The organism is Stenotrophomonas sp. NRRL B-14846 (assembly GCF_050473585.1).
Classification (GTDB): domain Bacteria; phylum Pseudomonadota; class Gammaproteobacteria; order Xanthomonadales; family Xanthomonadaceae; genus Stenotrophomonas.
In genome coordinates this window covers 4112560-4137324 of the sequence record NZ_JBFLUN010000022.1, presented here as the reverse complement: position 1 = coordinate 4137324, position 24765 = coordinate 4112560, and the positions used below count along the sequence as shown (strand labels likewise).

The following is a 24765-nucleotide window of genomic DNA, read 5'->3' as shown; positions in this document are numbered from 1 at the left end:
TTGCATGCAGGTGGAGTCATCGCCGCGCGCTCACGGCTGCAGCGGCAGTTGTTCCTTGTCCTTGGCGAAGCCATAGCGGCTCAGCGGCACGATTTCGACGTGCCCGTTGCTGCCGCCCACTTCACCCGCCAGGGTCAGCACACGCGTTTCGCCCGGCATCAGGTAGGGATGCGGCAGCACACCCAACGCGGCGGAGGGCTGCAGGCGCAGCTCGGGGCCGATCCGGATCACATGGGGTCCACTGTTGCGGACGGTCAACTGATCGCCATCGATGGAGAACCGCAGGTCCTGCCAGGGACGCGCTGCAACGGCAACTGCACGCGGCTGCAGGATGAAGCCGATCTGCTGGCGGATCGGCATGCGCATGCCGCGCTCGCTCTTCTGGGTGACACCTTCGAACGACGCCCGCAGCATGTATTCGCGATCCAGCACCGTGCCCTTCTTCAGCGTGAAGTTGACGATCTGGCTCTGGCCCGGGTCGATGCGGGTCACCGCCGGGGTCACCAGGATGTTGCCGGCCATCGGCTGGTCGTCCAGGTCGTCCACGCTGCTCAGCAGCAGGATCGGCTCGCTGCCGGGATTGCTGATGTTGAACGCGGTACGTCCCTCGCGCTCCTCCAGGATCACCGTATTGCTCTGCAGGGCGAAGGTGGACGCCTGCAGCGGCACAGCCGGGCCGAGCAGCGCGGCGGCAGCCAGCCATTTCCAGGCCAACAGATTCCCGCGCCGCTTCGAAAGAAGAGCGTTCATGGCAGTTCCCGTTCGGTGGGGCCCCGTTGCGGCACAGGCACGCGACGTCAGGCGATGACGGCCATGCTAGGCCGACCCCACCCGGTGAACTATCAGGCAAGTCTTAAAGCGATAGTCGTTGACGCTTTTTGCCCAGCCGACGCCCCCGCCTGCATCGGGTAGTGCCGGCCGCTGGCCGGCAACATCATGGCCCTTGAAGGCATCGAGCAGATGCCGGCCAGCAGAAGCAGCCGAGCATGGGCTCGGCCCTGCAACCCGCGGCACCCCTCACGCCCGGTGCGGGGTACCCAGGTATTCGGCGCTCTGCATCTCGATCAGGCGCGAGGCGGTGCGCTCGAACGCGCCCTGCAGGCGCTGGCCGGTGTACAGCTCGATCGGCGAGGTGCTGGCGGTGCAGACCAGGTTGACGTGGCGGTCGTACAGTTCGTCGATCAGGTTGACGAAGCGGCGCGCGGCATCTTCGTTCAAACGGTCGAAGGCGGGGATGCCGCCCAGCAGCACGGTGTTGAACTCGTGCGCGATCTCGATGTAATCCGACGGGCCACGCGGGCCTTCGCACAACGCGGCGAAATCGAACCAGGCAATGCTCTTGCCACGGCCGCGCACCGGGATCTTGCGGCCTTCGATCTCGATGTTGCCGGGCTTGGCCGGCTGGCCGCCGCTCAGTTCGTTCCAGCGCGTGGCCAGCCACTCATCACTGTCGGCCGCCAGCGGTGCGCGGTACACCGGCGAGCGGGTCAGCGCGCGCATCCGGTAGTCCTCGGTGCCCTCGGCGTACAGCTCGACGCAGAAGCGCTGCAGCAGGCCGATGGCCGGCAGGAAACTCTCGCGCTGCAGGCCATTGAGGTACAGGTTCTCCACCGCGGTGTTGGAGGTGGTGACCAGGGTTACGCCTTCGGCGAACAGACGTTCGAGCAACCGTGCCAGCAGCATCGCATCGCCGATGTCGGTGACGAAGAACTCGTCCAGCACCAGCACGCGCAGGTTGCTGCGCCACTCCTGGGCGATCTTCGCCAGCGGATCGCTCTGCCCCTGGTGTTCGCGCAGGCGCTCGTGGACGCTGCGCATGAAGCGGTGGAAATGCGTGCGGTACTTCTGCTTGATCGGCAGGCCGTCGTAGAACAGGTCGACCAGGAAGGTCTTGCCACGGCCGACGCCGCCCCAGAAGTACAGGCCCTTCACCGGCTCGGGCTTCTTCCAGAACGAGGACAGGCGGTCCAGCCAGCCATCCTCGGCACTGTCCAGCAGGCCCAGGTGGATGCGGTCCAGTTCGGCCAGCGCCGCGTGCTGGGCCGGGTCGTTCTGCCAGTCGCCACGGGCAACCCCTTCCGCGTACCGCTGCGACGGGGTCAACTCGGTTGCACTCATGCCGCCGCGCCCAGCCAGTGCTTGACGCCGTGGGTCAGCGCGCCGCGCAGGTCGATCAGCTTGCGGTGGAAGAAGTGGCTGGTCTCGGGCATGCGCACCAGCTCATGCGGGACGTCCAGCGTGTCCAGCCACTGGTAGACGGCCTGCGGATCGACGATCTCGTCCTGCTCGCCCTGGATCACCAGCCAGCGGGCCGGCGGCGCGATGCCATCGAAATCCCAGCGACCGGCCGGCGGCGCGATCGAGATCAGCGCTTCCGGCTGCAGCGCGGCAGCCGCCTTCAGCGACACGAACGCGCCGAAGCTGAAACCGGCCAGCCACAGGCGGTCGTCCGGACGCTGGCTGCGCACCCAGGCGGCGACCGCCTTCAGGTCGTCCTGCTCGCCCACGCCGCCATCGAAGGTGCCGGCCGAACCACCCACGCTGCGGAAATTGAAGCGCACCGTGGCGATGCCCAGCTCGCGCAGGGTGGTGGCGGTCATGGTGACCACCTTGTTGTGCAGGGTGCCGCCTTCGGTGGACAGCGGATGGCAGACGATGGCCACGATCGGCTGCACCGGCACATCGGCCTTGGGCAGGTCGACGACCACGTCCAGCGGGCCGGCCGGGCCATCCAGTTCAAGGCAGGCGGTTTCGCCGGGAGCGACGGGGAACGAGGGCTTGTGCATGGCACCATGATACCGTCCCCCGCCCCTGCCCTGTGCCCGCCCCATGCTCTACCTGTCCCTGGCCGTGATCTGCAGTGTGCTGGTTTCGGTGTTGTTGAAGGTGGCCGGACGCCGCCAGCTGGATGTTGCGCAGATGGTCACCTGGAACTATCTGGTGGCGGCGACGCTCACCGCCGTGGTGCTGCAGCCGCCGCTGGATGCGCTGCGCGCGCCGCACGCGCCGTGGCTGTCGCTGCTGGCACTGGCGGTGGTGCTGCCGTCGATCTTCCTGGTGCTGGGCCGCGCGGTGGCGGTGGCCGGCATCGTCCGCAGCGACGTGGCACAGCGCTTGTCGCTGCTGCTGTCATTGGCCGCCGCGTTCCTGTTCTTCGGCCAGACCGCCACGCCGTGGAAGCTGGCCGGGCTCGGCCTGGGCCTGCAGGCGATGGTGGCCATCAGCCTGCGCCCGCGCGGCCCGGCCGTGGCGTCCTCACCCGGTGGCTGGGGCTGGCTGCTAGGCGTATGGGCCGGGTTCGCGGTGGTCGACGTGCTGCTCAAGCAGGTGGCGCTGTCCGGCACGCCCTCGATGGCGGCGGTGCTGGCCAGTTTCAGCGTCGCCTTCGTGCTGATGCTGGCATTGCAGCTGTGGCGGCACGCCAGTGGCCGCAGCCGGTTGGCCTGGCGCAACCTGGGCGCGGGCGCGCTGCTGGGCCTGCTCAACGGCGGCAACATCCTGTTCTATGTGCACGCGCATCAGTCCATGCCGGAGAGCCCGGCCACCGTGTTCGCCGGGATGAACATCGGCGTGGTGGTGCTGGGCGCGCTGGTGGGCGTGTTCGCCTTCGGCGAGGCCACCACCCGGTGGAACCGCGCCGGGCTGGCGCTGGCGGTGCTGGCGATCGGGTTGATCGCCTGGGGGTGAGCGCGGCCTCGGGGTCAGAGCCCATTCCGTTGGAATGGGATCCGACCCCGGCGCTGGGCGTTATCTGTCGAAACCCAGCAGCAGCGGGTCGTGGTCGGAGCTGCGCCACGGGCCCTGCACGTTGCGGCCCTGGTAGCCGCTGGCGTCCTGCTCGTCGGCATTGCTGTGCCATTCGGCGGCACCGCGCAGGCGCTTGGCCATGCCCGGGTTCAGCAGCGCGTGGTCGAGGCGGCCGGTGTAGCCGTTGTAGACGTAGCTGTAGGGGTGCTCGACCTTGGCGACCTTGAACGCGTCCTGCCAGCCCAGGTCATGCAGGGTGCGGATCGGGTCTTCCATCGCGTAGGCGTTGAAGTCACCCAGCAGCACCGCGTCCTTGGCGCCGGTACCGGTCGGATCGGTCTGCAGCCAGGCGTGCAGCTGCTGCGCCGAAGTCACCCGGGTGGCGTTCCAGCAACCCTGGTTGTCGTTGCGATCAGCGTCGGCGCCGGCCGCGTCACGGCAGCCCTTCGACTTGAAGTGGTTGGCGACCACCACGAACGCCGCGCCCTGCTTGCCCTGGAAGGCCTGCGCCAGCGGTACGCGGCTGTGCTCTACGAACGGGCCGCCGGTCAGCGTGGCCGGCCTGCCAACCGGCTGCAGGCGCGTGCTGCGGTAGATGATGCCGACCCGGATCGGGTTGTCGCCGGGGCCGGTGCCCGCGTCGACGAAGCGCCAGTCACCCTGCGCGCCGCGGTCACGGTTGAGCGCATCGACCAGTTCGGCGATGGCCGACTGCGGGCCGTAGCCATCGTTCTCCAGCTCCATCAGTGCGGCGACATCGGCGCCCAGCGCATTGACCGTGGTGACCAGCTTGACCACCTGCGCTTTGTGCTCGTCCAGCGTGCGCGCGCCGCGCAGGGTCGGGAAGCCACCGCCCTGGCCATCACCGTTGAAGAAGTTCTCCAGGTTGAAGGCCGCCACGTGCAGGCTGCCCGGTACCGTCGGCACCGCCGGGCGCTTGAGTTCCGGCAGTTTCAGCGCCCCCTCGACCTGCAGGCGCGGGCGGCCCTGCGCGTCCACGCGCACGATGCCCTCCACGTTGCGCAGCTGCATGCCGGTGCGCAGCACCGGGTTGCCCGGCAGGTAGGCCACGCTGGCCGGGTCGCGGGCATCGCTGCCATCGTCCAGCACCAGGCGGCGACGCTGGTTGTCGGCCATCACCTGCTCGTAGCCGGCAGTACCCGGCGCGGCCACTTCGGTCGGCTGCCAGAGGCGGCCGTCGAAGGCCACGGTGAGCTGGCCGAAGCGTTCCAGGCCATCGGTACCGGCCAGGGTCAGCGGTGCGGCGATGCGCACGCGCTGGCCATCCAGCGCGCGCCAGTCGGCCGGCGCGGTGGTCAGCACCACGGTGGCGCTGCTGCGCGCGGCGGGGGTGGTCGCGACCGGTGCGGCCTGCGGCTGGGCCTGGGCGAAAGCGCCGGCCGGCAGCAGCAGGGACAGGGCAAGGGCGAGGGAGCGGCGGCGCATCGACGGACGATTCCTTGGAAGAGGGCGCACAGACTAACCCTGAAATGCGAAACCCCGCCTGCGCAGCGGGGGCATAGGGGCGATCAGGCCTCGGCGGGCAAAGCCGGGGTCGTGCCGGCCGCTGGCCGGCAGCCCCAAGACCTTCGTGCGATGCGCGGTTGCCGGCCAGCGGCCGGCACGACCGGTTATTTCAGGTTACCCAGCATCCAGTCCACGGTGGCGTGGATCTGTTCTTCGGTCAGGGCCGGGTTGCCGCCCTTGGGCGGCATGATGCCGCCGTCGGGGCCGGTATAGCCCTCGATGGCGTGCTTGTAGAGGGTGTCCTTGCCCTGCGCGATGCGCTTGTCCCAGTGCGAATGGTCCAGCGTCGGCGCCATGCCCACGCCATTGGTGTGGCAGGCGGTGCAGAGGTTGTCGAAGATCACCTTGCCATCCTTGGTGCCACCGTAGGCCACCTGCGACGCGGCCTTGGCCAGCGCGGCAGCCTTGGCAGCAGCCTGCGCGGCGGCGCCGGTGCTGCCGGCATAGACCGCGCCGGTGGGCGAGATGCGCTGTTCGGTGCGCTTGGCCGCGGTCGGCGACACCTCGGGCGGAATCCGGGTGTGGATGTAGGCGGCAAGGAGGATGAGGCCGAGGGTGATGGTCGCCAGCAGCGCGATCACCATGGAGAAGCGTTTCAGGAACTCCAGATCGTAATTCCGCACTCTTCGTTACCCCTGGCTGATAGTCGTTGGACCACGGCTGAGCGACTGCGTGATGGACCGAGTATAGAACGCGCCTTGCGTGCGACAACAGGCGTCACTGCTGGTGCGGCGCAGCATGCCGGGGGATCCGACCCCGGCAACAGAAGCCGGCCAGCGGCCGGCAAAAGCAGTCGAGCATGGCTCGACTCTACAAAACCCGAGCGCCGATCGCGCGCAGGCAGAAGCTGCAGATCGCATCCACCAGCGCGTCTTCGTCGCGGTGCGCTTCGCGGCTGGGCGCGGTCGGGCCGACCATCGCCTCGGTGAAGGCACCGACCAGGCAGGCGGCGGCCACATGCGCGTCCTGCACCGGCAGCTCGCCGGCCGCTACGCCCTCCTCCACCAGCCGCAGGAACACGTCGCCGAACGCGCGACGACCGCGCATGCGCTCGGCTTCCACGTCCGGATCGACCGGCTCGACGATGAAGGCGTGCGCCAGCCCCGGCCCGGCCAGGGCGCGGCGGACGAAGGCGGTGATCGCCAGCCGCAGGCGCTCGCTGGCCACCTCCGGGCCGCTGGCGATGCGTTCCATGATCGCGACCTCGTGGGCCACCGCGGCGTTGAGCACCTCCACGAACAGCTCGGCCTTGGACGGGAAATGGCGATAGATCAGGCCGGTGGACACCCCCGCCTGGGTCGCCACGGCGGTCACCGGGGCGTTGCGCCAGCCGCCGGTGGCGACCAGCTCGCGGGTGGCCAGCAGGATCCGTTCACGGGCGCCCGCCAGGCGTTCTTCCATCAATGCAGAGCGTTTATAGGCCATGTTCTGATTCTAGTTTCAATTTTTGAATTCGTATTCACTTCTTACCCGAACCCCGCTACGCTGGGCCCATCGCCCGTGCGGGTGGCGGTCCTGTACACCGCCGCCCGCTCCCCCGCCGGGTGCGTCCATTTCCTGCCATCCCGCCGTGGAGCCACCACAATGCACGTGCCATCCCTGAACTTCGATCTTGGCGAAGACATCGACCTGCTGCGCCAGAGCGTGGCCCATTTTGCCGCCGCCGAGGTCGCACCGCTGGCCGCCGAGGCCGATGCCAGCAACCAGTTCCCGCTGGCCCTGTGGCCGAAGCTGGGCGAGCAGGGCCTGCTCGGCCTCACCGTGGAAGAAGAATACGGCGGCACCGGCATGGGCTACCTGGCCCACGTGGTGGCGATGGAAGAAATCTCGCGTGCCTCCGGCGGCATCGGCCTGTCCTATGGCGCGCACTCCAACCTGTGCGTGAACCAGCTGCGCAAGAACGGCAACGAAGAACAGAAGCAGCGCTTCCTGCCCGGCCTGTGCAACGGCAGCCTGGTCGGCGCGCTGGCGATGAGCGAACCGGGTGCCGGTTCGGACGTGGTGTCGATGAAGCTGCGCGCCGACAAGCGCGGCGACCGCTACGTGCTCAACGGCAACAAGATGTGGATCACCAACGGCCCGGACGCCGACGTGCTGGTGGTCTACGCCAAGACCGACATGGAAGCGGGTGCCAAGGGCATCACCGCGTTCCTGGTCGAGAAGGGCATGAAGGGCTTCTCCACCGCGCAGAAGCTGGACAAGCTGGGCATGCGCTCTTCGCCCACCTGCGAGCTGGTGTTCCAGGACTGCGAGATTCCCGAAGAGAACGTGCTGGGCCAGGTCGGCGGTGGCGTGCGCGTGCTGATGTCCGGCCTGGACTACGAGCGCGTGGTGCTGTCCGGTGGCCCGCTGGGCCTGATGGCCGCGGCCATGGACGTGGTCATGCCCTATGTGCACGAGCGCCACCAGTTCGGCGAGCCGATCGGCAGCTTCCAGCTGATCCAAGCCAAGATCGCCGACATGTACGTGGGCCTGGGCGCGTGCCGCGCCTATGTCTATGCCGTGGCGCGCGCCTGCGACCAGGGCCGCACCACCCGCCAGGACGCCGCCGGTGCGATCCTGTACGCCGCCGAGAAGGCCACCTGGCTGACCGGCCAGGCGATCCAGATCCTCGGTGGCAACGGCTACATCAACGAATACCCGACCGGCCGCTTGTGGCGCGACGCCAAGCTGTATGAAATCGGCGCCGGCACCTCGGAGATCCGCCGCATGCTGATCGGCCGCGAACTGTTCCAGCGCACCCTGTAAGGCCACCGCGATGACCGTCCTGAACAGCCAGCTGCAACCGGGCAGCGAAACGTTTGAAAGCAACCGCGCGGCCATGCAGGCCGTGGTCGATGACCTGCATGCCACCCTCGCCCGCACCGCGCTGGGCGGCAGCGACGCCGCGCGTGCCAAGCACACCGCACGCGGCAAGCTGCTGGTGCGCGACCGCATCGACGCCCTGCTCGACCCCGGCAGCGCCTTCCTGGAAATCGCGCCGCTGGCCGCGCATGGCATGTATGAAGACGCCGTGCCCGCCGCCGGCGTGGTGGCCGGCATCGGCCGGGTGAGCGGGGTGGAATGCGTAATCGTGGCCAACGACGCCACGGTCAAGGGCGGCACCTACTACCCGATGACGGTGAAGAAGCACCTGCGCGCCCAGGAAATCGCCGAGCAGAACCACCTGCCATGCATCTACCTGGTCGATTCCGGTGGCGCGTTCCTGCCGCTGCAGGACGAAGTCTTCCCCGACCGCGACCATTTCGGCCGCATCTTCTACAACCAGGCCAACCTGTCGGCGCAGGGCATTCCGCAGATCGCCTGCGTGATGGGCAGCTGCACCGCCGGTGGCGCCTACGTGCCGGCGATGAGCGACGAGACCGTGATCGTGCGCGAGCAGGGCACCATCTTCCTCGGCGGCCCACCGCTGGTGAAGGCGGCCACCGGTGAAGTGGTCACGGCGGAGGAACTGGGCGGTGCCGATGTGCACACGCGCATTTCCGGCGTGGCCGACCACATGGCCGACAACGATCTTCAGGCACTGGCGCGGGTGCGCGCGATCATCGCCCAGTTGAACTGGCGCAAGCCGGAACCGGCGATGGCGGTGCAGGCCAGCGAGGAACCACTGCTGCCGGCGCACGACCTGTATGGCGTGATCCCGGCCGACACGCGCAAGCCCTACGACGTGCGCGAGGTCATCGCGCGCCTGGTCGATGGCTCGCGCTTCGATGAGTTCAAGCCGCGCTACGGCGCAACGCTGGTGACCGGCTTCGCGCATCTGAACGGCTACCCGATCGGCATCATCGCCAACAACGGCATCCTGTTCTCCGAGTCGGCACTGAAGGGGGCGCACTTCATCGAGCTGTGCACCCAGCGCAACATCCCGCTGGTGTTCCTGCAGAACATCACCGGCTTCATGGTCGGCCGCAAGTACGAGCAGGGCGGCATCGCCAAGGACGGGGCCAAGCTGGTGATGGCGGTGGCCTGCGCCAAGGTGCCGAAGTTCACCGTGGTGATCGGTGGCTCGTTCGGTGCCGGCAACTACGGCATGTGCGGCCGCGCGTACTCGCCGAACTTCCTGTGGATGTGGCCGAACGCACGCATCGGCGTGATGGGCGGCGAACAGGCCGCCAGCGTGCTGGCCACGGTCAAGCGTGATGGCATCGAAGCCAAGGGCGGCCAGTGGCCGGCGGCGGAAGAGGATGCGTTCAAGGCACCGATCCGCGAGCAGTTCGAACAGCAGGGCCATCCGTACTATGCCAGCGCGCGCCTGTGGGATGACGGCGTGATCGATCCGGCCGACACCCGCCGGGTGCTGGCCCTGGCGCTGTCGGCCAGCCTCAACGCCGCCCCGCAGCAGACGCGCTTCGGCGTGTTCCGCATGTAACCCGTGCCATGACCGAGCCTGTTGCCATGTTCACCAAAGTCCTGATCGCCAACCGCGGCGAGATCGCCTGCCGCGTCATCGCCACCTGCCGCCGCCTCGGCATCGCCACCGTGGCGGTGTATTCCGATGCCGACCGCAACGCACGCCACGTGCGCCTGGCCGACGAAGCCATCCACATCGGTCCGGCGGCCGCGCGTGAGAGCTACCTGCGCAGCGATGCGCTGCTCGACGCCGCACGCCTGACCGGCGCGCAGGCGATCCACCCCGGCTACGGCTTCCTGTCCGAGAACGCCGACTTCGCCGATGCCTGCGCCGCCGCCGGCATCACCTTCATCGGGCCGCCGGCCAGCGCCATCCGCGCGATGGGCGACAAGAGCGCGGCCAAGGCGCTGATGGCCAAGGCCGGTGTACCGCTGACGCCGGGCTACCACGGCGACCAGCAGGCGCCGGACTTCCTGCGCGCGCAGGCCGATGGCATCGGCTACCCGGTGCTGATCAAGGCCAGCGCCGGTGGCGGTGGCAAGGGCATGCGCAAGGTCGAACGCAGCGAGGACTTCGTCGATGCGCTGGCCAGCTGCCAGCGCGAGGCGGCCTCGGCGTTCGGCAACGACCACGTGCTGGTCGAGAAGTACGTCGAGCGCCCGCGCCATATCGAGATCCAGGTGTTCGGCGACAGCCACGGTGAGGCGGTCTACCTGTTCGAGCGCGACTGCTCGGTGCAGCGCCGCCACCAGAAGGTACTGGAAGAAGCACCCGCGCCGGGCATGAGTCCCGAACGTCGTGCTGCGATGGGCAAGGCCGCGGTCGATGCCGCGCGCGCGGTGGGCTACGTCGGTGCCGGCACGGTGGAGTTCATCGCTGGCCCGGACGGCGATTTCTACTTCATGGAAATGAACACCCGCCTGCAGGTCGAACACCCGGTGACCGAGTACATCACCGGTACCGATCTGGTGGAATGGCAGCTGCGCGTGGCCGCTGGCCAGCCGATGCCGCTGCGCCAGGACCAGCTGGCCATCCACGGCCATGCCATCGAAGCGCGCCTGTACGCCGAGGATGCCGACCGTGGCTTCCTGCCCTCCACCGGCACCCTGCGCCGCCTGCGCCTGCCGGCGCCGTCGGCCCATGTGCGCGTGGATACCGGCGTCGAGGAAGGCGACAGCATCACGCCGTACTACGATCCCATGATCGCCAAGCTGATCGTCTGGGACGTGGACCGCGACGCCGCGCTGCGCCGCATGAGCCAGGCCCTGGCCGACTGCCAGGTGGTGGGCGTGACCACCAATGCCGGCTTCCTGCGCCGCCTGGTGAACACCGATTCGTTCACGCACGCCAGGCTGGATACCGCGCTGATCGAACGCGAGCAGGCCGCATTGAGTGCGGTAGGCGACAGCGACGACGCGCTGTGGCTGCTGGCCGCGGTGGCCTCCGTTGCAAGCACCGCGCACGCCGGCAGCGATGCGCGCGACCCGCATTCGCCGTGGCGAGCACAGGATGGCTGGCGCCTCGGCGCGTCCGCGCCGCGCGTGTTGCCGCTGCAGCAGGGCGAACGCAGGCACACGCTGAAGGTGTGGGCGCAGGCCGATGGCTGGCGCGTGCAGTTCGATGACGCTGCACCGGTGCAGGTGATCGGCACGGCCGATGTGCACGGCCTGGCGGTGCAGCTGGGCGAGCGCCGCTGGTCACTGCAGCTGCTGCGCGACGGTGACCAGCTGTACCTGTTCGGCGCCGACGGCCAGCACCGCTTCACCCTGCACGATCCGGTGGGTGAATCGGACCACGCCGTGGCCGACGCCGGCAGCCTGCTGGCGCCGATGCCGGGCAGAATCGTGGCCACGCTGGTCGCGGCTGGCACCGAGGTCAAGCGCGGTACGCCGCTGGTGGTGCTGGAAGCGATGAAGATGGAGCACACCCTGCAGGCACCGGCCGATGGCACGGTGAAGGGCTACCGCGCAAAGGCCGGCGACCAGGTCGGCGACGGTGCGGTGCTGGTGGACTTCGAAGCGGCGTGAACGCCGGGGCGACGGCCGCTCAGCGGTCGTCGCCCGCCGTCACCCGACCAGCGGGATCGAATTCGGCCGTGTCCAGCGTGGCACTGCGCCAACCCAGGCCGCAGATGGCCATCGCGCTCTGGCCGATGCCATCGAACCCGAAGGCACGATCGACATCGGCATCGTTGATGGCTGCGGTGACGAACGCCGCCAGCCCACGCTCGGTCGCGCACAGGTACAGCAGCTGCGAGATGTGGCCGACATCCAGCGTCACCGCACGGTGCGCCTTGGCGTGGTTGCGGTACTTCCAGAAGCAGCGGTCATAGCGCGGCGCCAGCACCAGCAGCGCCGGTGCATCGGCGAACCACTCCTGCCCGGACAGCATCCGCCGCGCCAGCGCAGCCAGTGCCTGCGGCGGTGGCGAGGGCAGCGGCAGCACGGCGTGCTGCACCGGGTGGTAGTGGTACAGGCCCGGTACCAGTCCTTCCACGTTCTGCACCAGCAGGAAGCCCTCGGTGGGATGCAGGCCGCCACCGGAAGGCACGTTCTTCTTCAGGAACTCGGTATCGCGCTCGACCTTCTGCACCGCGTGGGCCATCAGCGTGCGCTGCAGCACCTGGGCCAGCAGCGGCAGCGGCAGCGCGCGCTCCGGGTCGAAATTGCGGCAGGTGGTGCGACGCGCCAGCAGTGCATCGAACGCGGCCTCCTCGCTGCGCGGCAGCGGCTGGTAGTCGCCCTGCATGGGCTGTACCACCGGCGGTGGCGGCCCCAGCCGCTGGCGCAGGCCGGCAGCGGTGTCCAGCCCCTGCCGACGCATGTCCTCCACGCTGTCCACGGCCTGCCAGCGCGCATGGCGATGCGCCAGCGCAGCCAGCGGCCACCACTGGCTGCGGCGCAGCGCCTCGTCGCGCATCTGGTGCCCCACCTCGCTCGGCGGGTCGGTCAGCAGCAGGCCCTGCTCGACCAGGCGGGCCAGCATGGCCGGGGAGGCATCGGCGGGCGGTTCGCTCCAGCGGTGCGCGCTGAGCTCGCCCAGCAACTGGCGCTCCTCGGCGTCCACCGGCAGCGGCTGGTCCAGATGGGCGGCCAGCGCCACCCAGCTGATCTGACTGTCCATCTCGGCATGGCCGGCCAGCATCGCGCGCAGGTCCAGGGTGACCGCCTCGCGGGGCTCGAACATCAGGCTGGCGCAGCGGCGCAGGCGCATGGGTTTCCTTCCTTCTGCCGCACAACCGGCATAGCAGCAACGACCGCAGCGCGGCCAACTTTAGCGACGTGCAACGCGCGGCCCTCAATGGCAGGCTGTCGCGGCCGATACGAGAAACTCCACCTACGGACGATCCCCATGAGCACCCATCCCCGCCTTTCCGCCGCAGACGCCAGCACCCTGCTGGACCACCTGATCGGCAGCGACGACTTCCGCAGCCACTTCACCGCTTCGCCGGCCAAGGCCCTGGCCTCGATCGGCCTGGACGGTGCCGTTGGCGAAAACGACTGCATGAAGATCGGCACCCTGGCTTCGGTCGAGGAGCTGAGCCAGGTGCGTGACGGGCTGCAGGCCCACCTGTCCGGGTCGGTGGCGGCCATGACCGTGGTGTTCTGCTTCGAAGCCGGCAAGGTCGGCGAGCGCATCGACGGCTGACCCGCCATCAGGGCGCGCCGGCCGTGGCCGGCGTTGCCCACGTGGAGACGTCATACACGTTCAGCGGTTGCCACACCTGCAGGGCAGTGACCTCGGCAATGGCCTGGCCGCGATGCTGGACCAGCCATGCCTGCTGACGACGCACGGCGGCTTCATCGCCCTGTGCGCGCAGCGCGAGCAGCAGTACCACGTGCGCCTGCACCGGCTCGTTGCCATCCAGCATCGGTTCGATCAGGGTGCGGGCGGCCTCGGGGCGCTGCATCTGCAGCTCATCCATGGCACTGACGATGCGTAGCCAGCGGTCCGCGACCGGGCTGCGCAGACTGCGCAGCAGGGGCCGCTGATCGTCCAGCCAGCGCCTGGCCAGCTCGAACTGGCCCTGGCGCTGCGCCAGATGGACCAGCGCCAGCCACTGCAGGCCACGGGCATGCAGCATGGGATCATCGCGCTCCTGCAGCATCGGCTGCAGCAGCGCTGCGATGGCCTGCAGCTCGGCACGGTCGGCGCCCGAACACAACGCCGCCACGCTGGCGTGCTGCAGGCGCTGCTGTACCTGAAGGTCGATCAGCGTCGGCGCCGGTGCATCTTCGCGTATCGCCCGCTGCATCGCCGCGCAGTCGCGCTGCGCGGCCGCCAGCAGCAGCTGTGCACGCAGCTTCATCCGCTGCTGCAGGGCATCGCTGGCGTGGATCTGCGGCAACAGCTTTGCTGCCTTGGCGTACTGTCCCTGCGCCACCAGCACATCCACGCCGGTCTCATCGGCGTCATCACGGCCGCGCAGGATCTGCGCCTGGGCCAGTGTTTCGGCGGCACGCTGCGGTTGATTGGCAGCAATCTGTATCCGCACCAGATGGACCAGCGGATACAGCCGCAAGGGGTCCTGCGGCACCGCGGCCGCTCGCGCATAGGGCTCGGCCTCGCTGAACTGGTTGGCCTGCAGAAGGTACCAGGACGTGTTGGACAGCCCCGCGAACGAATCCGGGTAGACCTTGGCCAGCGTGCGCCATTGCTCCAGCGCCCAGCCGCCCGGCTCCAGCTCGGCCATCCAGGCCTTCAGGTACAGCCGCTCGCGGGGTGGCAGGCGATCCTGCAGGTCCAGCGCATGCTGCATGGCTTCGCGCGCGCGCCGCCCTTCCTCGACGCGCGCATGCAGTTTGGCCACGCCCATGTAGGCCAGGGCAAAGCCAGGATCGATATCGATTGCCGCCTGGTAGAGGTTGCGCGCTTCCTCGAAGCGACGCTGGCCCAGCGCACTCTCGGCCAGCGCGAATGCACGCAGTGCGCGCAGGTCCTGGGTCGATGCCCGCGGCAACGGCAACGACTGTTCCAGGCTTGCCACCGACTCGCCCAGTCCACGCCGCAGGCGCCCGACCACATCGTCCACCGCGAACACCATCTGATCGGATCGATCCGCAGTGGCGGTGAACGTCTGGATCACCTGCCCGCTGCCTGGCGCAGCAACATCGATGGCCAGCTCATAGCCACCGATCTTCTGCCGCACGGTCGGCAACAGCACGGCGCGCGCGCCTTCCCGCACCGCTACGTCGACGGCGGTATCGCGGTTCAACCGGGTATCGCCCGAGAGCCGCGCCATTTCCAGGCTTTCGCGGATCTTGCCCTCCGACAGCACGTTCACGTAGCGCGACTGCTCCAGCGCGATCCGGATCGCGTGCCGCATCGAGTCATCGAAGATCGGATCGCCGGTGAGGTTGTCGACATCGCCGAGCACCACCCAGTCGCGCTCAGCGAACGCAATCGCCGGTTCCGGCCGCAGCAGCAGCCAACCGCCGAGCACCGCCACCGCCAGTACCAGGCCTTCGGCGGCCAGCACCAGCGGCTGTCGCCACAGCGGCAGGTCGCGGCGCGCCTTGGCATTGGCGCGTGGCATGCGCAGCGGCGCCGAACCGATCTCGCCCACTTCGATCACTTCCTGCACTACCGGCACGCCCTTGAAGCGCCAGCGCCCGTGCGATTTCCACAGCAGGCGCGTGCCACGCTCGCCCAGTGCATCGGTGGCACGGCGGGTCAGCGATTCGGCCACCGCCGACAGCAGGATCTGGCCGGGGCGGGCCAGCATCATCAGGCGCGCCGCCATCGGCTTGGCCAGGCCTTCCACCTCCATCGACTTGGCACCGGCACGGACCGCCTCGGCACTGTTCTCCCAGGTCAGCACGTCACCCACGTGCAGGCCGGCACGCGCGCGCAGTTCAATCGCGCGCTGCTGGCCCAGCGCGTGCAGCTCACGCTGGTAGTCCAGGGCGAAGCCCAGTGCATCGATGGCGCGCTCGAACAGCATGAACAGGCCGTCGGAGCGATCGATCAGCTGGCCATTCCAGCGGTGCTGCAGCACCAGCACCAGGCGGTCGTGTTCCTGGAACAGGCTCGCCGCCGCCACATCGCCGATCCGCTCGACCAGCTGCAGCGAATCACACAGATCGGTGAACAGCAGGGCGCGTAGCTGTGGGCTATGCGGGGCTGACGTTCCGTTGTCGCCATTCATCGCCTGCATCTCCCTATTGGTCGTCCGGATCATCCACCCAGCGCAGGCAGTTGCCGCCGTCACGCTTGGCCCGGTACAGCGCCCGGTCGGCGCTGGCATACCACTCGCTCCAGTCCGCGTCGGCGGCCAGCAGGCTGGCTCCGATGCTGACCAGGCTTACATGCGGCGTGCCATGGCTGCGCTCGAGCAGGCCATGCACCGCGCTGAGGATGAACTCGGCCGCGTGCTGCACGATCTCGTGGTTGCCACGGCGCAGGATCAGGCAGAACTCATCGCCGCCGAGCCGGCAGGCCAGGTCCTGCTCGCCGGCCATCGAGCGCAGGATGTTGCCCATGCTCTGCAGCACGCGGTCGCCGGCCTGGTGGCCGTGGCGGTCGTTGATCTGCTTGAAACGGTCGCAGTCGATCAGCAGCAGCGCCTGCGGCGGCCCCTCGGCATGCTCGCGGCACTCCTGCAGGTACAGGGTGAGGCCACGGCGGTTGTGCAGCCCGGTCAGTTCATCGGTACGCACCAGCTCTCGGGTGTGGGTCAACTGGTGGGTGGTGATGTACAGGTTGTCCAGCGCGGTTTCCAGATCGTGGTTGCGCCGGCGCAGCTGGCTGATCAGTGCCTGTTCGTTGGTCAGCACGCGCATGATCGTGCGGCGCAGGAAGTAGGCCACCAGGCCGGGATCGGATTCGACCAGCCGGTGGAAATCGGCCGGGCCCAGCTCCAGCACATCGCAGTCGACCAGCGCGCGCGCGCTGGCGCTGCGCAGGTGATCGCCGACCAGCAGGCCCAGTTCTCCGAAGAACTCGTGCTGCCCGAGCGTCTTGATCACCAGGTCCTCGCCGAAGTCCAGTTCGATCTGGCCTTCGAGGATCACATACATGCGCTCGCCGCGGTGGCCGCGCTGGAACAGCCACTGTCCGGCACGGAGCTTGCATGCGCGGGCGAATCTGGCGAACAATGCCACCTCGGCATCTGACAACAGAGCGTGCACGATCTCGGCCATCGCCACCCGGGCGATACCTGTCGTCACATCACTGTTCTCGGCCGCACCCCTGCCGGTCATTCCCTGCACCCGCCGCCAGCGTCCCCTGGTGAGCCGCGGAGCATAGCACCGCTTTAAAGTGTGCGCCCTATCTCATTTTGACCCTTCCGCCGATCTTGATTGATGTGAAGATCGGTGCTGGCCCGTTCTGGTCACCGGTGTCCGGGCAAAACTCCTGCTGGATCAATCCGATGCCGGGTTTCACAGGGTTTCGGCCAAGTTGCCGGCCCAGGGGGTGCGCCTGATTGACGCTGCCCGCGCGCTGCACCCTTGCATCGATACAACAACGCCGGCAGGTCCCCCGACCGGCCGGCGTTGTCTGGCCCTTCCCTGGCCACCCTGATCGCTCTGAGGCCCGGTAGTGCCGGCCGCTGGCCGGCTTCCCTGCGGTGCCCGAAGGAGCACGTGGTTGCCGGCCAGCGGCCGGCACTACCGCATCATGCGGCGCGTTCGCTGCGCCCGCCGTGGAACTGCTCCTCTTCGGTCGAGCCGGTCAGCGCGGTGGTCGACGACTGGCCCTGCTGGATCGCCTGGGTCACCGCATCGAAGTAGCCGGTACCGACCTCGCGCTGGTGCTTGACCGCAGTGAAGCCGCGCTCGGCCGCTTCGAACTCCGCTTCCTGCAGTTCCACGAACGCGCTCATCTGCCGGCGTGCGTAGCCGTGGGCCAGGTTGAACATGCCGTAGTTCAGCGCGTGGAAGCCGGCCAGGGTGATGAACTGGAACTTGTAGCCGTAGCTGCCCAGTTCGCGCTGGAACTTGGCAATGGTGGCGTCGTCCAGGTTCTTCTTCCAGTTGAAGCTGGGCGAGCAGTTGTAGGCCAGCAGCTTGCCCGGGAACTTCGCATGGATCGCCTCGGCGAATTTCCGAGCGAATTCCAGGTCCGGCTTGCCGGTCTCGCACCACACCAGGTCGGCGTAGGGCGCGTAGGCCAGGCCACGGCTGATCGCCTGGTCCAGGCCATTGCGGGTCTTGTAGAAGCCCTCAACGGTACGCTCGCCGGTGGCGAACGGCTTGTCATTGCCATCGATGTCGCTGGTCAGCAGATCCGCGGCTTCGGCATCGGTACGCGCGACCAGCAGGGTCGGCACGCCCAGCACGTCGGCGGCCAAGCGCGCGGCGTTGAGCTTCTCGATCGCCTCGCGGGTCGGCACCAGCACCTTGCCGCCCATGTGGCCGCACTTCTTCACCGACGCCAGCTGGTCTTCGAAGTGCACGCCAGCGGCACCGGCCTCGATCATCGCCTTCATCAGTTCGAACGCATTGAGCACGCCGCCGAAACCGGCTTCCGCATCGGCCACGATCGGCTGCAGGAAATCGATGTCGTCCTTGCCTTCGGCGTGGTGCAGCTGGTCGGCGCGCAGCAGCGTGTTGTTGATGCGCTTGACCACCGCCGGCACCGAATCGGCCGGGTACAGCGACTGGTCCGGGTACATCTGCCCGGCCAGGTTGGCGTCGGCCGCCACCTGCCAGCCAGACAGGTAGATCGCCTTCAGGCCGGCCTTGACCTGCTGCATGGCCTGGTTGCCGGTCAATGCACCCAGCGCGTTGACGAACTCGCGCTCATGCAGCGACGCCCACAGCTTCTCCGCACCCAGGCGGGCCAGCGAATGCTCGATGTGGACGGTGCCGCGCAGGCGCACCACGTCAGCGGCGCTGTAGTTGCGCTGGATGCCTTCCCAACGCGGGTTGGTATCCCAGTCGTGCTGGATCTGTTCGGCAGTGGGCAGCTTGCTCATGTCTTTCTCCAGTTCGGTTCGTGCGTGCAGCGGGGAGGGAAACGGCGGGAAACGCGGGCGGCGATCAGTCGATGCGCGCGTAGGCCGGCAGGGTCAGGAAATCGGTCAGTTCGTCGCTGCGGCTCAGTTCGCCGAGCAGGGCGATGGCCTCGCCGATGCGTGCGCCACCGGGCAGCGCGGTGGTGTCACCCAGCCGTGCCGGCAGCTGCGCCAGCGTGGCATCCAGCAGTGCCAGGTCGATGGCGGTGCCGTCGTCCAGCTGCTGGCCCGGCGTATGCAGCCACTGCCACAGCTGGCTGCGGCTGATCTCGGCGGTGGCCGCGTCCTCCATCAGGTGGTGGATCGGCACGCAGCCGTTGCCATCCAGCCATGCCGCCAGGTAGCGCACGCAGACTTCCACGTTGCCTTCGAAGCCGGCGCGGGTGATGGTGCCGGGCGGCCGTGCGATCAGTTCGTCGCGGCCGACGCGCACATCCTGGCGCAGCACGCTGTGCTGGTTCGCACCGGGCATGTGTTCGTCGAAGATCGCCATCGCCACCGGAATCAGCGCCGGATGCGCGACCCAGGTGCCATCGTGGCCAGCGGTCACTTCGCGCAGCTTGTCGGCGCGCACGCGGGCCATCGCCTGTTCGTTGGCAGCGGCATCGTTGTTGATCGGAATCTGCGCGGCCATGCCGCCCATCGCATGCGCACCACGGCGATGGCAGGTCTGGATCAGCAGCTCCGAATACGCCTTCAGGAACGGCTGGGTCATGGTCACCTGGCCGCGCTCGGGCAGCACGCGGTCGGCGTGGCGGCGGAAGGTCTTCAGGTACGAGAAGATGTAGTCCCAGCGCCCGCAGTTCAGGCCGACGATGCGGTCGCGCAGCGCGTGCAGGATCTCGTCCATCTCGAACACCGCCGGCAGCGTTTCGATCAGCACGGTCACCTTGATCTGCCCGTGCGGCAGGCCGAGCATGCCTTCGATGTGCGACAGCGCGGTTTCCCACAGCGCCGCTTCTTCCATGCTCTGCAGCTTGGGCAGGTAGAAGTACGGGCCACGGTCCTTCGCCTGCAGGGTGCGGGCGTTGTGGAAGGCGAACACCGCCGCGTCGAACAGGCCACCAGCGATGAACTGGCCATCGATGCGCACGTGCTTCTCGTCCAGGTGCCAGCCACGCGGGCGCACGATCAGCACCGCCTGCTCGTCGTACGGGCGCAGGCGGTAGTGCTTTCCATTGGGTGCGGTGTATTCGAGATCACCACGCACCGCGGCGGCCAGCGACTGCTGCCCGGCCAGCAGGTTGCGCCAGGTCGGCGAGGTCGAATCCTCGAAGTCGGCCATGAACACCTTGGCGCCGGAGTTCAGCGCGTTGATGACCATCTTCGGGTCGGTCGGGCCGGTGATCTCGACGCGGCGGTCCAGCAGCGCGGCCGGCAGCGGCGCAACGCGCCAGTCGCCGCTGCGGATCGCGGCGGTGTCCGCACGGAAGTCCGGCAGGCCGCCCTGGTCGAAGAACGCCTGGCGCTCGCGGCGCGCCTGCAGCCGTGCCTGCCGGCCCGGTTCCACCGCACGGTGCAGCGACACCAGCAGGGCCAGCAGCGGCGCCGGCAGCAGGGTGTCCTGGCCGGCCACGCGGGTCGCCAGGGCGATGCCGGGGGTGGCCTTGCTGGCGGGGGTGGGAACAGCGGAAGCGACGGCGGACATGGGGCGACTCCAGCGGTGGGGGAACGTCTCCACGGTGCCGCCGGGGCCGAGTATTTGGCAAAACAGTTTTTGCAATGTTCTACATAAATTGTGCTAATACTTGTGACACGATGACCACACGCGCCCCGCCAAGTCCGCGTTTTTCCTACAAATCCGACCGGCTGAAGCCGTTGCGCGCGTTCTGCCAGACGGTGCGCCTGGGCTCGGTCTCACGGGCGGCTGAGGCGCTTTTCGTCAGCCAGCCGGCGATCAGCCTGCAATTGCAGGCGCTGGAACGGGAGCTGGGGGTGCCGTTGTTCGAGCGCAGCGGGCGCCGCCTGGTGCCCAGCCGCGAGGGCCAGCTGCTGTACGAAATGGCACAGCCGCTGGTGGAGAACCTGGACGGGCTGGAGGCGCGTTTCCGCGACAAGGTGCGTGGCCTGGATGCCGGCGAGCTGAACATCGCCGCCAACAGCTCGACCATCCTGTACCTGCTGCCGAAGATCGTCGAACGCTTCCGCATGCACCACCCGGACGTACGCCTGACCCTGCACAACGCGATCAGCGCCGATGGCACCGACCTGCTGCGCGAAGACGCCGCCGACCTGGCAATCGGTTCGATGACCGACGTGCCGGCCGACCTCAGCTACGCCCCGGCCTACCGCTTCGAGCAGGTGCTGATCGCACCGCACGACCATCCGCTGGCCAGCGGTGGCGAACTGGAACTGGCCGACATCGCGCGCTATCCGCTGGTGCTGCCGCCGAAGCGGCAGATCACCTACCGCCTGGTCGACCAGGTGTTCCAGCGCCACCGCATCGCCTACACCGTGGCGCTGGAGGTGGGCGGCTGGGAGGTGATCAAGCAGTACGTGGCGATGGGCATGGGTATTTCCATCGTGCCGGCGCTGTGCCTGAACGAGGCCGATCGCGAGCGGCTGGCGGCGCGGTCGATGAAGCGCTGGTTCCCGGAACGCAGTTACGGGGTGATCGTGCGGCGTGGCAAGGCGCTGTCGGCGCAGGCGCGGGCGTTCATCGAGCTGATCCAGCCGGAGTTGTTCAGTCCGCGCGATTACGACCAGAGCGGGCATTCCGAGCGGTGAGGGGTGTTCGGCAGGGCTGCGCCCTGCACGTGCCGAAGCCGAAGCAACGTCAACGTCAACGTCAACGTCAACGTCAAAAGCGGGCATTCCGTGGGATGGCGGGGTGGATCCGGTTGCGGGGGACGCTGCAAGTACGTCCATGTAAGCTCGGTCGCCGCATCCATGCGGCTCACGCCCCCGCAACCGGACCCACCCCGCCTTCGACAGTTGGCCGCGATCTGGCGGGGTCAGAGCCCGTTGCTGCGCAACGGGCTCTGACCCCATTTCCGGCTGACGATGAATAAACTGGCCCCATGTCCATCGAACTCCGCCATCTGCGTTACTTCCTTGCCGTCGCCGACACGCTGCACTTCGGCCAGGCGGCGGAGCGGCTCGGCATGTCGCAGCCGCCGCTCAGCCAGCAGATCCGCCAGCTGGAAGACCTGATCGGTGCGCGCCTGTTCGTGCGCAGCCATCGTCGTGTGCAGCTGACGCCGGCGGGCGAGCTGCTGCAGGAACGTGCGCGCGCCATCGTGCAGCAGGTGGAAACGGCGGTTGACGAAGTCCAGCGCGCGCAGCGCGGCGAGCAGGGTGAGCTGCGCATCGGGCTGACCCGCGCGACGCCACTGTCGCCGCAGATTCCACGCTCGATCCTGCAGTACCGCCAACGCTATCCGCAGGTGCGGCTGCAGCTGAGCGAGATGAATACCCTGCAGCAGATCGATGCGCTGCTCGACGGTTCACTGGACGTGGGCATCATCCGCAAGCGCGCATTGCCGCCGGAGCTGGTGGCGCACAGCCTGTTCGTCGATCCACTGGCGTTGATCGTGCATGCCGACCACCCTGCCCTGCGCAGGCTCTCGGCGCAGGGCACGCTGTCGCTGCGCGACTTCGCGCAGGAACCGTTCGTGGCCTTCCGCCGCAGCGCCGGTGCGGGTATCCATGACCACATGATCGCGTTGTGCGCGGCCGCCGGGTTCACCCCGCGCATCGTGCAGGAGGCCGGTGAGGCCTCGACCCTGATCAGTCTGGCCGCCGCCGGCCTGGGTGCGGCGATCCTGCCGTCGTCCTGCGATCACATCCGCGTGGAGGGCGCGCGCTTCGTCGCGCTGGCCGATGCCGGTGCGCATTCGGAAGTGCAGCTGGCGTGGCACCGCGAGGGTGTGACGCCGTTGATCCGCAATTTCGCCGGGCTGCTGCGTGAGGCGTTCGCCGAAGGGTGAGGTGCAAGCCACCCGGTAGTGCCGGCCGCTGGCCGGCATGCGGACCCAGGTGGGGTAGCCGGCCAGCGGCCGGCACTACCGTACGCGGTGATTCACGCCGTCACCGGCTGCGGGGCGCGCTGCTGCAGCGCCCAGACAATGCCACCGCCGATCAGGGTCAGCACGGCGGCGAACAGGCACACACCCAACCAGTCCCACGCCGCATAAGCCAGGCCGCCCACACCACCGAGCACGCTCGAACCCAGGTAATAGGCGAACAGGTACAGCGCCGAGGCTTCGGCGCGCATTGCACCGGCGCGGCTGCCGACCCAGCTGCTGGCCACCGAGTGGCCACCGAAGAAGCCAAAGGTCACCAGTGCGATACCCAGCGCCATCGTGCTCAGCCACGGCATCGCCAGCAGCACGATACCGGCACCAATCAGTGCGAACGAGATCGACAGGATGCGGCCGCGGCCGTAACGCGTCGCCTGCTGTCCCATCCACGCCGAGCTGAAGGTGCCCACCAGATAGACGCTGAAGATCAGGCCGACCACGGTCTGGCTGAGGTGGTACGGCGGCGCCAGCAGGTGGTAGCCCAGGTAGTTGTAGAGGGTGACGAACACGCCCATCAGCACGAACGAGGTAGCGAACAGCCACGGCAGGCCCGGGTCGGCGAACAGCGTGCGCCAGCGCGACGGTAATTGGCGCAGGCCGCCGCGACGTGCATGGAAGTGCCGCGACGGTGGCAGCTGCAGCCACAACAGCACGGTACTGGCGATGGCAATGATCGAGACCACGCCGATGCCCCAGCGCCAGCCCCAATGGTCGGCGATGATGCCGGCCAGCAGGCGCCCGCTCATGCCACCGATGGCGTTGCCCCCGATGTACAGGCCCATCGCCAGGCCCAGCGCGCGGCTGTCCATTTCCTCGACCAGGTAGGTCATCGCCACTGCCGGCACGCCGCTCAGCGCCAGGCCGAGCAGGGTGCGCAACACCAGCAGCGTGGTCCAGTCATCCACCAGCGCGGTGCTCAGCGACAGCATGGCCGAGGCCAGCAGCGCAGCGATCATCAACGGGCGACGGCCGACCGCATCGGACAGCAGGCCGGCCAGCAGCATCGCCACCGCCAGCGTGCCGGTGGTCAGCGACAACGACATCGCGCTGCCGGCGGCGGACACGCCGAAGTGACGGCTGAACTCGGGCAGCAGCGGCTGCACGGTGTACAGCAGGCCGAAGGTGGAGAAGCCGGCCAGGAACAGCGCCAGCGCGGTGCGGCGGAAGGCCGGCGTGCCCTGCTGGATGCGGGTCTCGGCAGCGGGGTCGACAGTGTGGGGGCGGCGTTCGAGGGCCGCCGCGGTTTCGCCAGTCATGGGATCGATGGGCCGGTGGGGGCGGCCAAGCGTGGGAGGGAACGGGCCTCAGACTAGGCCCGTCGATCCAGTCGATCCATAACCTGATAGGTCATGATTGATACACCAGAAGTATCAATTCAGCTTACAGGCGCTGCCATTCGAAGCCGTCGCCACTGCGGTAATACACCGCCACGGCGCGGCCATAGAGCTTGTCGGCGTCGACGAAGCCGAAGAAGCGGCCGTCGAAGCTGTTGCCGCGGTGGTCACCCAGCACCAGCACCTTGCCGGCCGGCACCACCAGATCGGCAATGTCCGGACCGCCGCCCATGTCCAGGTCGAGGCGGGCACGGCGCTCGCCGAAGGCTTCCACGTCCTGCAGGTCGGCGATCTGCAGCGGCTGGCCGTTGATGCTCAGATGGCCCTCGCGCATCTGCACATGGTCACCGGCCACCGCCGCGACGCGCTTGATCAGGCGGGTGCCGTCGGCCGGTGAATCGAACACCGCCACTTCACCGCGCTGCGGAACGCCGGTGGACATCAGTTCCTTGCCGGTGAACGGCAGGCGCAGGCCATAGGCGCGCATGTCCACCACTACCCGGTCGCCGGGCTGCAGGGTCGGCTGCATCGAGCCGCTGGGCACCACATAGTGGTTGGCCAGGGTATCGCGGGCGGCGGCGAGCAGGCCGAGCATCACCAGCAGCGGCAATGCTTCCTTCTTCAGCCAGGCCAGCGCGCGTTCGGAAAAGGGAGGACGGGCAACAGCATCCATGACAGGCTCCGGGTAGGTGGTAGCGGTATCAGACCACATGCAGGCGCCGCAGGTTCCCGGTAGCGCCGGACACGGGTTACGCAGGTTTTACGCCCCGGCCCGGCCGCGGGCATCGCACCTTTACGGGCAGCACGCGCATCGTGTGCCCACCG

At 68.4% G+C, this 24765-nt stretch carries 20 protein-coding genes; 7 read left to right on the top strand and 13 right to left on the bottom strand.

Annotated elements, in window-relative coordinates:
• Positions 1-30: 30 nt before the first annotated feature.
• The 3 genes from AB1281_RS21160 to AB1281_RS21150 all read right to left on the bottom strand — a co-directional run bounded on the left by AB1281_RS21160 (position 31) and on the right by AB1281_RS21150 (position 2786).
• A complete protein-coding gene (locus tag AB1281_RS21160; RefSeq protein WP_430346907.1) occupies positions 31-750 on the bottom strand; it encodes a fimbria/pilus chaperone family protein in 720 nt (239 codons plus the stop codon).
• Between the two features lie 267 nt (positions 751-1017).
• Positions 1018-2118: a cell division protein ZapE gene (zapE, locus tag AB1281_RS21155; RefSeq protein WP_059034176.1), complete on the bottom strand. Its 1101-nt coding sequence runs from the start codon at positions 2116-2118 to the stop codon at positions 1018-1020.
• Positions 2115-2786: an alpha/beta hydrolase gene (locus AB1281_RS21150; RefSeq protein ID WP_430346906.1), complete on the bottom strand. Its 672-nt coding sequence runs from the start codon at positions 2784-2786 to the stop codon at positions 2115-2117. The genes zapE and AB1281_RS21150 overlap by 4 nt, the downstream gene beginning before the upstream one ends.
• 43 nt (positions 2787-2829) lie before the next feature.
• Here AB1281_RS21150 and AB1281_RS21145 point away from each other — a divergent pair, with 43 nt between their 5' ends.
• Positions 2830-3687, top strand: a complete 858-nt coding sequence (locus AB1281_RS21145; RefSeq protein ID WP_430346905.1) for an EamA/RhaT family transporter — start codon at positions 2830-2832, stop codon at positions 3685-3687.
• Between the two features lie 60 nt (positions 3688-3747).
• Here the strand turns inward: AB1281_RS21145 and AB1281_RS21140 are convergent, their stop codons facing one another.
• From AB1281_RS21140 to AB1281_RS21130, 3 genes are all read right to left on the bottom strand, one after another.
• Positions 3748-5193: an ExeM/NucH family extracellular endonuclease gene (locus tag AB1281_RS21140; protein ID WP_430346904.1), complete on the bottom strand. Its 1446-nt coding sequence runs from the start codon at positions 5191-5193 to the stop codon at positions 3748-3750.
• Positions 5194-5378: 185 nt separating this feature from the next.
• Positions 5379-5897, bottom strand: a complete 519-nt coding sequence (locus AB1281_RS21135; RefSeq protein WP_014035592.1) for a c-type cytochrome — start codon at positions 5895-5897, stop codon at positions 5379-5381.
• A gap of 187 nt (positions 5898-6084) precedes the next feature.
• Positions 6085-6699 carry a TetR/AcrR family transcriptional regulator gene (locus AB1281_RS21130; protein WP_075675641.1) on the bottom strand — a complete coding sequence of 205 codons (615 nt, stop codon included), beginning with the start codon at positions 6697-6699 and terminating at the stop codon, positions 6085-6087.
• Positions 6700-6858: 159 nt separating this feature from the next.
• Between AB1281_RS21130 and AB1281_RS21125 the strand changes: the two genes are divergently transcribed.
• The 3 genes from AB1281_RS21125 to AB1281_RS21115 are packed head-to-tail and all read left to right on the top strand — an operon-like array spanning position 6859 to position 11652.
• Positions 6859-8022, top strand: coding sequence for an isovaleryl-CoA dehydrogenase (locus AB1281_RS21125; RefSeq protein WP_014645571.1), 1164 nt, complete (start codon positions 6859-6861; stop codon positions 8020-8022).
• 10 nt (positions 8023-8032) lie between these two features.
• Positions 8033-9643, top strand: coding sequence for a carboxyl transferase domain-containing protein (locus tag AB1281_RS21120; protein ID WP_197588865.1), 1611 nt, complete (start codon positions 8033-8035; stop codon positions 9641-9643).
• A gap of 26 nt (positions 9644-9669) precedes the next feature.
• Positions 9670-11652, top strand: coding sequence for an acetyl/propionyl/methylcrotonyl-CoA carboxylase subunit alpha (locus tag AB1281_RS21115; protein ID WP_430346903.1), 1983 nt, complete (start codon positions 9670-9672; stop codon positions 11650-11652).
• 19 nt (positions 11653-11671) lie between these two features.
• Here AB1281_RS21115 and AB1281_RS21110 read toward each other — a convergent pair whose 3' ends face one another.
• Positions 11672-12838 carry a putative peptide maturation dehydrogenase gene (locus tag AB1281_RS21110; RefSeq protein ID WP_075675644.1) on the bottom strand — a complete coding sequence of 389 codons (1167 nt, stop codon included), beginning with the start codon at positions 12836-12838 and terminating at the stop codon, positions 11672-11674.
• A 138-nt stretch (positions 12839-12976) separates the two neighbouring features.
• On the opposite strand from AB1281_RS21110, the gene AB1281_RS21105 reads away from it, so the two are divergent.
• Positions 12977-13273: an NHLP-related RiPP peptide gene (locus AB1281_RS21105; RefSeq protein WP_075675645.1), complete on the top strand. Its 297-nt coding sequence runs from the start codon at positions 12977-12979 to the stop codon at positions 13271-13273.
• A 7-nt stretch (positions 13274-13280) separates the two neighbouring features.
• On the opposite strand, the gene AB1281_RS21100 is transcribed toward AB1281_RS21105, so the two are convergent.
• The 4 genes from AB1281_RS21100 to aceB form a co-directional block, all read right to left on the bottom strand.
• Positions 13281-15773 carry a putative peptide modification system cyclase gene (locus tag AB1281_RS21100; RefSeq protein ID WP_430346902.1) on the bottom strand — a complete coding sequence of 831 codons (2493 nt, stop codon included), beginning with the start codon at positions 15771-15773 and terminating at the stop codon, positions 13281-13283.
• 13 nt (positions 15774-15786) lie between these two features.
• Positions 15787-16827, bottom strand: coding sequence for a GGDEF domain-containing protein (locus AB1281_RS21095; protein ID WP_014035584.1), 1041 nt, complete (start codon positions 16825-16827; stop codon positions 15787-15789).
• A 416-nt stretch (positions 16828-17243) separates the two neighbouring features.
• Positions 17244-18545: an isocitrate lyase gene (gene aceA / locus AB1281_RS21090; protein ID WP_004153647.1), complete on the bottom strand. Its 1302-nt coding sequence runs from the start codon at positions 18543-18545 to the stop codon at positions 17244-17246.
• Between the two features lie 64 nt (positions 18546-18609).
• On the bottom strand, positions 18610-20232 hold the full coding sequence (gene aceB / locus AB1281_RS21085) for a malate synthase A (protein WP_430346901.1): 1623 nt from the start codon (positions 20230-20232) through the stop codon (positions 18610-18612).
• A 110-nt stretch (positions 20233-20342) separates the two neighbouring features.
• On the opposite strand from aceB, the gene AB1281_RS21080 reads away from it, so the two are divergent.
• Entirely contained in the window at positions 20343-21311 is a 969-nt protein-coding gene (locus tag AB1281_RS21080; protein WP_430346900.1) for a LysR family transcriptional regulator, read from the top strand.
• 293 nt (positions 21312-21604) lie between these two features.
• Entirely contained in the window at positions 21605-22513 is a 909-nt protein-coding gene (locus AB1281_RS21075; protein ID WP_075675649.1) for a LysR family transcriptional regulator, read from the top strand.
• Positions 22514-22605: 92 nt separating this feature from the next.
• On the opposite strand, the gene AB1281_RS21070 is transcribed toward AB1281_RS21075, so the two are convergent.
• Together AB1281_RS21070 and lepB are read right to left on the bottom strand one after the other, a co-directional pair.
• Entirely contained in the window at positions 22606-23862 is a 1257-nt protein-coding gene (locus AB1281_RS21070) for an MFS transporter (RefSeq protein ID WP_430346899.1), read from the bottom strand.
• 124 nt (positions 23863-23986) lie between these two features.
• Entirely contained in the window at positions 23987-24613 is a 627-nt protein-coding gene (gene lepB / locus AB1281_RS21065; RefSeq protein WP_430346898.1) for a signal peptidase I, read from the bottom strand.
• Positions 24614-24765 lie beyond the last annotated feature (152 nt).

What these genes read in the sequence shown, in the direction of transcription:
- AB1281_RS21160 (WP_430346907.1), bottom strand. Translation starts at nt 750, where the DNA reads ATGAACGCTCTTCTTTCGAAGCGGCGCGGGAATCTGTTGGCCTGGAAA.
- zapE (WP_059034176.1), bottom strand. Translation starts at nt 2,118, where the DNA reads ATGAGTGCAACCGAGTTGACCCCGTCGCAGCGGTACGCGGAAGGGGTT.
- AB1281_RS21150 (WP_430346906.1), bottom strand. Translation starts at nt 2,786, where the DNA reads ATGCACAAGCCCTCGTTCCCCGTCGCTCCCGGCGAAACCGCCTGCCTT.
- AB1281_RS21145 (WP_430346905.1), top strand. Translation starts at nt 2,830, where the DNA reads ATGCTCTACCTGTCCCTGGCCGTGATCTGCAGTGTGCTGGTTTCGGTG.
- AB1281_RS21140 (WP_430346904.1), bottom strand. Translation starts at nt 5,193, where the DNA reads ATGCGCCGCCGCTCCCTCGCCCTTGCCCTGTCCCTGCTGCTGCCGGCC.
- AB1281_RS21130 (WP_075675641.1), bottom strand. Translation starts at nt 6,699, where the DNA reads ATGGCCTATAAACGCTCTGCATTGATGGAAGAACGCCTGGCGGGCGCC.
- AB1281_RS21125 (WP_014645571.1), top strand. Translation starts at nt 6,859, where the DNA reads ATGCACGTGCCATCCCTGAACTTCGATCTTGGCGAAGACATCGACCTG.
- AB1281_RS21120 (WP_197588865.1), top strand. Translation starts at nt 8,033, where the DNA reads ATGACCGTCCTGAACAGCCAGCTGCAACCGGGCAGCGAAACGTTTGAA.
- AB1281_RS21115 (WP_430346903.1), top strand. Translation starts at nt 9,670, where the DNA reads ATGTTCACCAAAGTCCTGATCGCCAACCGCGGCGAGATCGCCTGCCGC.
- AB1281_RS21110 (WP_075675644.1), bottom strand. Translation starts at nt 12,838, where the DNA reads ATGCGCCTGCGCCGCTGCGCCAGCCTGATGTTCGAGCCCCGCGAGGCG.
- AB1281_RS21105 (WP_075675645.1), top strand. Translation starts at nt 12,977, where the DNA reads ATGAGCACCCATCCCCGCCTTTCCGCCGCAGACGCCAGCACCCTGCTG.
- AB1281_RS21100 (WP_430346902.1), bottom strand. Translation starts at nt 15,773, where the DNA reads ATGAATGGCGACAACGGAACGTCAGCCCCGCATAGCCCACAGCTACGC.
- AB1281_RS21095 (WP_014035584.1), bottom strand. Translation starts at nt 16,827, where the DNA reads ATGACCGGCAGGGGTGCGGCCGAGAACAGTGATGTGACGACAGGTATC.
- aceA (WP_004153647.1), bottom strand. Translation starts at nt 18,545, where the DNA reads ATGAGCAAGCTGCCCACTGCCGAACAGATCCAGCACGACTGGGATACC.
- aceB (WP_430346901.1), bottom strand. Translation starts at nt 20,232, where the DNA reads ATGTCCGCCGTCGCTTCCGCTGTTCCCACCCCCGCCAGCAAGGCCACC.
- AB1281_RS21080 (WP_430346900.1), top strand. Translation starts at nt 20,343, where the DNA reads ATGACCACACGCGCCCCGCCAAGTCCGCGTTTTTCCTACAAATCCGAC.
- AB1281_RS21075 (WP_075675649.1), top strand. Translation starts at nt 21,605, where the DNA reads ATGTCCATCGAACTCCGCCATCTGCGTTACTTCCTTGCCGTCGCCGAC.
- AB1281_RS21070 (WP_430346899.1), bottom strand. Translation starts at nt 23,862, where the DNA reads ATGACTGGCGAAACCGCGGCGGCCCTCGAACGCCGCCCCCACACTGTC.
- lepB (WP_430346898.1), bottom strand. Translation starts at nt 24,613, where the DNA reads ATGGATGCTGTTGCCCGTCCTCCCTTTTCCGAACGCGCGCTGGCCTGG.